8 protein-coding genes are annotated in these 6,407 nt (G+C 65.8%); 5 read left to right on the top strand and 3 right to left on the bottom strand.

Annotation, left to right across the window (positions count from 1 at the left end; translation table 11 throughout):
* Positions 1-19 precede the first annotated feature (19 nt).
* From FG95_RS20695 to FG95_RS01375, 3 genes are all read right to left on the bottom strand, one after another.
* Complete coding sequence (locus tag FG95_RS20695) at positions 20-505, bottom strand: hypothetical protein (RefSeq protein WP_037553360.1); 486 nt, start codon at positions 503-505, stop codon at positions 20-22.
* Between the two features lie 32 nt (positions 506-537).
* Positions 538-870: a hypothetical protein gene (locus FG95_RS01370; protein ID WP_052181967.1), complete on the bottom strand. Its 333-nt coding sequence runs from the start codon at positions 868-870 to the stop codon at positions 538-540.
* A gap of 61 nt (positions 871-931) precedes the next feature.
* Positions 932-1,450: a LuxR C-terminal-related transcriptional regulator gene (locus FG95_RS01375; protein WP_052181968.1), complete on the bottom strand. Its 519-nt coding sequence runs from the start codon at positions 1,448-1,450 to the stop codon at positions 932-934.
* A gap of 220 nt (positions 1,451-1,670) precedes the next feature.
* Here FG95_RS01375 and trbB point away from each other — a divergent pair, with 220 nt between their 5' ends.
* The 5 genes from trbB to trbJ are packed head-to-tail and all read left to right on the top strand — an operon-like array spanning position 1,671 to position 6,403.
* Positions 1,671-2,648, top strand: a complete 978-nt coding sequence (gene trbB, locus FG95_RS01380; RefSeq protein ID WP_037553362.1) for a P-type conjugative transfer ATPase TrbB — start codon at positions 1,671-1,673, stop codon at positions 2,646-2,648.
* Positions 2,649-2,650: 2 nt separating this feature from the next.
* The gene (locus FG95_RS01385; protein ID WP_037553363.1) at positions 2,651-2,983 is read left to right on the top strand and encodes a TrbC/VirB2 family protein; all 333 of its coding nucleotides are present in this window, start codon (positions 2,651-2,653) and stop codon (positions 2,981-2,983) included.
* A complete protein-coding gene (locus FG95_RS01390) occupies positions 2,983-3,252 on the top strand; it encodes a VirB3 family type IV secretion system protein (protein ID WP_037553365.1) in 270 nt (89 codons plus the stop codon). Before FG95_RS01385 ends, FG95_RS01390 begins: the two co-directional genes overlap by 1 nt.
* On the top strand, positions 3,249-5,690 hold the full coding sequence (trbE, locus tag FG95_RS01395; protein ID WP_052181969.1) for a conjugal transfer protein TrbE: 2,442 nt from the start codon (positions 3,249-3,251) through the stop codon (positions 5,688-5,690). The genes FG95_RS01390 and trbE overlap by 4 nt, the downstream gene beginning before the upstream one ends.
* Positions 5,687-6,403, top strand: coding sequence for a P-type conjugative transfer protein TrbJ (gene trbJ, locus FG95_RS01400; protein WP_037553367.1), 717 nt, complete (start codon positions 5,687-5,689; stop codon positions 6,401-6,403). Before trbE ends, trbJ begins: the two co-directional genes overlap by 4 nt.
* The last annotated feature ends 4 nt before the right edge of the window (positions 6,404-6,407 follow it).

A 6,407-nucleotide genomic window follows, 5' to 3' on the forward strand; every position in this document is an offset into this window, starting at 1 on the left:
GCAGCAAGAAGCTGGTCGGCTAGTGCTTCGCAGCGTTCCGGCTCGATGGTCGCAATGAAATGTACCAGGACCGATCGCTGCCGGCCTGAGCCAATCGCTTTTGGTGTTGCCAGGTTGCGGCCACGAGGAGCGGCGGAAGAAGCCAGGATGCAGCAACCTGCATCGTCAGATAAGCTATCGGATGAAGGTCCATGTCGATCGCGCGGGTCGTGTGAGCCAGCAGCGGAAGGAATTGCAGGACCGCCGCCAGCATGGGCCAGAAACGATAGGCCGTCAGCGCTACGGTCATCGTCGCGGCCGCCGCTATCAGATCGATCAGGAGGTGACCCGCATCGACCGAGAGGAAATTCACCGCGAATATCAGGTGTAGAGCTTGGTCGGAAATCAGCATGAACAGGAGAATGGCTGCTACTGCCTTCTCCGGGCCGCCCCCTTTCCGGAGGGCGTAGACGAGAGCCACCAGCAGCAATGTCACGAAGATTGCGATCCGCAGCATCGCGCTCATTCACCATGCCGATGGCCCATCGTCAATGTCGCTCAGCTCACCAGGGCAATCTTCGCCGGGCCAGCCTCGGCAACTGCCGGGCATTCGTGAAGATCGAGGCCCGACGTTTCACGGCCGATGTCGGCAAGGTCGCCATGAACACGAAGGATGTCGCCGCTCACACCAACCAGCGCCAGCTGCGCCTCGGCAATACGGCGGATCGTCGCATGGCCCTTGGCAGCGGGGACGCCTGCCGTGTCGCGACGTGCGGTTACCACTTCCGCCATGAGCGACGATACGGCGATAAGGGCGCCGTCTATCTGTGCCTCAGCGGCAGGCACCACTTTCTGCAACCGCTCGGCCGCAACGTTGTTCAGATTTTGCATAGACTCTCCTCTCCGGGGAAGCGCACCGCGCTCCCGGACCATGGTTCAACAAGAGTTGGGATCAGGCCGCGGCGAGCCGGGTCAGCGAATGACCGATCGACAGGCCTGCGATCACCATGAGCAGGATCGCAATGAGCAAACTCACGACGATCACGACCCGGGCCTGAGGCCTGTAATTTGGCCTCAGCAAATCCCTGAACGGAGAGCCTTCGCTCCGAGGCCCGGCTCGGCTTGCCAAATTATCGTTCAGATGCAGCAAGCTGGCGGGGTCACCGTCCGGGAAGTCGGATGGCACCAGCTCGGGGGCTGGCGGTAGTATGACCGGATCACATGGTATCCGATCATAGGTCTGGCGCAGCCGCGCATAGATGATCGCGGTCTCGTCACGGTTGGCCGCGCCCAGCGTGTCGCGTGCGGTGGTGAGCCGCAGATCCACCGCCTGCTTCGATATGTCGAGGTCGCGGGCGATCTGTTTCGAGGTTTTTCGTTCCAGCAGCAAATCGAGACAGGCCCGCTGCTTTTCTGTCAAGCGCGTCCACCTCAAGAACTCGTCCGAATGCTGCGACCCCGAATCACTCATCCTGACACTGTTGTCAAAATTACGCTCGGCACAACCCGCCGACCTTCATTTAATCGCCACCGAATCGGAACTGATCGCATCGCGGCCTACGCCATTCTCTGTCTTTCTTACCCACAGTACGACGCGCGCAAATCTCTGTTGAAAATAGTGAATCTCTGCGTCTCTTACTCGTCCCCGTCGAGCCGGGCGTCCTTGCCCGGACCATCCAACGGGGACTATCATGGGCGCAGAGCCGGTCCGTTTCGAGGCGCAGGGGCGTGGTGCCCGCATGCTGCGTACAGCGCTTGGCGGCGCAATTGCCGAGTGGCTTGCCGACCCCGCGGTCATCGAAATCATGCTCAATCCTGACGGTCGGCTCTGGGTCGATCGCCTCGGCGCAGGGATCACCGATAGCGGTATCCTGCTCGCGGCCACCGACGGTGAGCGCATCATCCGGCTCGTGGCGCATCATGTCGGCGCCGAGGTCCATGCCGGGTCGCCGCGCGTGTCGGCCGAGCTTCCCGAAAGCGGCGAGCGCTTTGAGGGTCTGTTGCCGCCCGTGGTCGCGGCGCCGACCTTCGCGATCCGCAAGCCCGCGGTCGCCGTCTTCTCGCTCGGCGATTATGTCGCAGCCGGCATCATGTCCGCACCGGCGGCCGAGGCGCTACGCTCCGGGGTCGCCGAGCGCCTCAATATCCTCGTCGCCGGCGGAACCGGGACGGGCAAGACGACGCTCACCAATGCCCTGCTCGCCGAGGTCGCCAAGACCAGCGAACGCGTCGTCCTGATCGAAGACACCCGCGAGCTCCAATGCGCGGCTCCGAACCTCGTCGCGATGCGCACCAAGGATGGGGTCGCGTCGCTGTCCGATCTCGTCCGTTCCTCGCTTCGGCTTCGGCCGGACCGCATCCCGATCGGCGAGGTCCGCGGTGCCGAGGCGCTCGACCTTCTGAAGGCTTGGGGCACCGGACATCCCGGCGGCATCGGCACGATCCACGCGGGCAGCGCGATCGGCGCGCTCCGCCGCATGGAGCAGCTCATTCAGGAAGCCGTGATCACGGTCCCACGGGCCCTCCTCGCAGAAACGATCGATCTCGTTGCCGTTCTCGTGCGCGACGGCGCCGGGCGGCGCCTTGCCGAACTCGCCCGCGTCGACGGTCTCGATGCGTCGACCGGCGACTATCGCATCACCCCCCTCTTTACCCCCGAAGGAGACTGACCATGACCCACGCCGCCCGGCGGGAGGCGCCGCGCTTCCTGCTCGCCTCGACCGCTCTCTATGTCGCGCTCGTTACCGCCTTGCCCGCTCGGGCCGGTGGCTCGTCGATGCCGTGGGAAGCGCCGCTGCAATCGATCCTCGAAAGCGTCGAGGGGCCCGTCGCGAAGGTGATCTCGCTGATCATCATCATCATCACCGGGCTGACCATCTCGTTCGGCGACACGTCGGGCGGTTTTCGCCGCATGGTCCAGATCGTGTTCGGGCTGTCGATCGCCTTCGCGGCGTCGAGCTTCTTCCTGACCTTCTTTTCCTTCGGCGGCGGAGCCGTCGTCTGATGGATGCCCCGGCCGAAGTCACCGGTTTCTTCGCGCCCGTGCACCGCGCGCTCGCCGAGCCGATCCTGCTCGGCGGCGCGCCGCGCGCCCTCGCGATCGCCAATGGCACGCTCGCGGCCGGGATCGGCCTTGGCCTCCGCCTCTGGATCGCGGGTCTCGTCCTCTGGATCGTCGGCCATGCGCTCTCGGTCTGGGCGGCGCGCCGCGACCCGCAATTCGTCGACGTCGCCAAGCGTCACCTCAAATATCCTGTCTGGATGCGGCCATGATGAACCTCGCCGAATATCGCTCGAAGTCGGCCTGCCTTTCCGATTATCTCCCCTGGGTCGCGCTGGTCGCCGAGGGCGCGGTGCTCAACAAGGATGGCTCGTTCCAGCGAACCGCGGCCTTCCGCGGCCCCGATCTCGACAGCGCCACCCCCGCCGAACTCGTCGCGGTCACCGCCCGGCTCAACAATGCGATCCGGCGCCTCGGCTCCGGCTGGGCCTTGTTCGTGGAGGCGCAGCGGCTGCCGTCGAGCGATTATCCCGCATCCTCATTTCCCGATCCGGCATCCGCTCTTGTCGACATGGAGCGCCGCGAGCAATTCCGGGAGGAAGGGGCGCATTTCGAGAGCCGCTATTATCTGACCCTCCTGTGGATGCCGCCGGCCGAGGATGCCTCGCGGGCGGAGGGCTGGCTTTATGAGGGTATGGAGCGCTCGGGGGTCGATCCGAAGGAGCATCTCGCGAGCTTCATCGACCGGTCGAACCGCATCCTTCATCTCGTCGAAGGCTTCATGCCCGAGGCCGAATGGCTCGATGACGGCGAGACGCTGACCTATCTCCATTCAACCGTATCGACGAAGCGGCAGCGTGTCCGGGTTCCCGAGACGCCAGTCTATCTCGACGCGCTGCTGACGGACCAGCCGCTCATCGGCGGGCTTGAGCCGCGGCTCGGCGAGCAGCATCTGCGGACCCTGACGATCACGGGCTTTCCGACCGCGACCTGGCCCGGCCTCCTCGACGATCTCAACCGGCTGGCCTTCGCCTATCGCTGGTCGACCCGCGCGATCATGCTCGACAAGACAGACGCGACCAAGCTGCTGACGAAAATCCGGCGACAATGGTTCGCCAAGCGCAAGTCGATCGCGGCGATCCTCAAGGAGGTGATGACCAACGAGCAATCGGCGCTCGTCGACAGCGATGCCTCGAACAAGGCGGCCGACGCCGACATGGCGTTGCAGGAGCTCGGCGCCGATCATGCCGGCGTCGCCTATGTGACCGCGACCGTCACCGTGTGGGACAGCGACGCGGCCCTCGCCGCCGAGAAGCTCCGGCTGGTCGAGAAAGTCATCCAGGGGCGCGACTTCACCTGCACGATCGAGGGCATGAACGCGATCGAGGCCTGGCTCGGGAGCCTGCCCGGCCACGCCTACGCCAATGTCCGCCAGCCGCCGATTTCCACCCTCAACCTTGCCCACATGATCCCCCTGTCTGCCGTGTGGGCGGGGGCGGAACGGGACGAGCATTTCGGAGACGCCCCCTTGCTCTATGGCAAGACCGAAGGCTCGACCCCGTTCCGCCTTTCCCTCCATGTCGGCGACGTCGGTCATTGCCTCGTCGTCGGTCCGACGGGGGCAGGCAAATCGGTGCTGCTCGCGACGATGGCGATGCAGTTTCGCCGCTATCCGGGCTCGCAAATCTTCGCGTTCGATTTCGGCGGCTCGATCCGCGCCGCAGCCCTCGCGATGGGCGGGGACTGGCAGGATCTTGGCGGGGCGCTCCACGATGGCGAGGGCGGCGTGGCGTTGCAGCCGCTCGCCCGGATCGACGAGGCGTCCGAGCGGAGCTGGGCTGCCGAATGGCTCGCCGCGCTGTTCGCGGGCGAAGGCATGATGATCGACCCGGCGGCGAAGGAGCATCTCTGGTCGGCGCTGACCTCACTCGCGACGGCGCCTGTCGCCGAACGCACGCTGACGGGGCTCGCGGTGCTTCTCCAGTCGCGCGACCTCAAGCAGGCGCTCGCGCCCTATTTGGTCGGCGGACCCTGGGGGCGGCTGCTCGATGCCGACGAGGAGCGCATCGGGGCCGCGCGCGTGCAGGCCTTCGAGACCGAAGGCCTTGTCGGCGCCGCGTCGGCGGGACCCGTCCTGTCCTATCTGTTTCACCGGATCGCCGGACGGCTCGACGGCTCGCCGACGCTCATCATCATCGACGAAGGCTGGCTCGTGCTCGACAGCCCGGCCTTCGCGGCGCAGCTCCGCGAATGGCTGAAGACGCTCCGCAAGAAGAATGCGAGCGTGGTCTTCGCGACGCAGAGCCTTGCCGACATCGAAACCTCTAGCATCGCACCCGCGATCATCGAGAGCTGTCCGACCCGCATATTTCTGCCGAACGAGCGCGCGCTCGAGCCGCAGATTGCCCGCATCTACGAGCGCTTCGGTCTCAATGACCGGCAAATAGAGATACTGAGCCGGGCGACCCCGAAGCGCGACTATTATTGCCAGTCGCGGCGCGGCAATCGCCTCTTCGACCTGGGGCTAGGCGAGGTTGCGCTCGCCTTCACCGCGGCATCTTCGAAGACCGATCAGACGCGCATCGCGGAGCTGTTCGCAGCGCACGGCCCCGAAGGGTTCGCGGCCGCCTGGCTTTCCCACCGCAAGCTCGAATGGGCGGCCGAGCTGCTCCCCACCATTGCCGCCCCCAATGAGGAGTGCCCCCGATGAAGAAGAATATCGTCCGCGCCGTCGCTGCCGCGGCACTTGTGTTGCTGCCCGTGTCGGGCGCGATGCTGGCCGTCCCGGCGAGCGCCCAGCTCGGCGGCATCGTCCACGATCCGCGCAACTATTCGCAGAATATCCTGACCGCGGCGCGCACGCTCGAGCAGATCAACAACCAGATCAAGCAGCTGCAGAATCAGGCGACCTCGCTGATGAACGAGGCGAAGAACCTCAACAGCCTGCCGACATCGACGCTGGGCACGCTCGAGGCGCAGGTCGACCAGACGCGCCAGCTCCTCGCGCAGGCAGAGGGCATCGCGTTCAACGTGTCGGACATCCAGAAGGGGTTCGAGGCGCGCTACAAGGGCGGAGCGCTGACGGGCTCTGCCGCCGAGATGGTCGCCAATGCCGAGGCGCGCTGGAAGGACAGCGTCGGCGCCTTCGAGGATGCGATGAAGGTGCAGGCCGGCATCGTCACGAACATGGGCGGAACGCGGACGTCGATCTCGACGATCGTCGGCGCCAGCCAGTCGGCAACCGGCGCGCTGCAGGCCGCGCAGGCGGGCAACCAGCTGCTCGCCATCCAGTCGCAGCAGATCGCCGATCTCGCCGCCGTCATGAGTGCGCAGGGCCGCGCCGAGATGCTCGATGCCGCGCGCGCGGCGGCCGCCGAGGCCGAAGGCCGCGAGCGCTTCCGCCGCTTCCGCAAAGGCAATTGAGATG

This window comes from Sphingopyxis sp. LC363, assembly GCF_000756385.1.
In the GTDB taxonomy this organism is placed as follows: Bacteria; Pseudomonadota; Alphaproteobacteria; order Sphingomonadales; family Sphingomonadaceae; genus Sphingopyxis.

Coding starts and splice junctions, on each gene's coding strand:
- FG95_RS20695 (WP_037553360.1), bottom strand. CDS start 505: ATGAGCGCGATGCTGCGGATCGCAATCTTCGTGACATTGCTGCTGGTG.
- FG95_RS01370 (WP_052181967.1), bottom strand. CDS start 870: ATGCAAAATCTGAACAACGTTGCGGCCGAGCGGTTGCAGAAAGTGGTG.
- FG95_RS01375 (WP_052181968.1), bottom strand. CDS start 1,450: ATGAGTGATTCGGGGTCGCAGCATTCGGACGAGTTCTTGAGGTGGACG.
- trbB (WP_037553362.1), top strand. CDS start 1,671: ATGGGCGCAGAGCCGGTCCGTTTCGAGGCGCAGGGGCGTGGTGCCCGC.
- FG95_RS01385 (WP_037553363.1), top strand. CDS start 2,651: ATGACCCACGCCGCCCGGCGGGAGGCGCCGCGCTTCCTGCTCGCCTCG.
- FG95_RS01390 (WP_037553365.1), top strand. CDS start 2,983: ATGGATGCCCCGGCCGAAGTCACCGGTTTCTTCGCGCCCGTGCACCGC.
- trbE (WP_052181969.1), top strand. CDS start 3,249: ATGATGAACCTCGCCGAATATCGCTCGAAGTCGGCCTGCCTTTCCGAT.
- trbJ (WP_037553367.1), top strand. CDS start 5,687: ATGAAGAAGAATATCGTCCGCGCCGTCGCTGCCGCGGCACTTGTGTTG.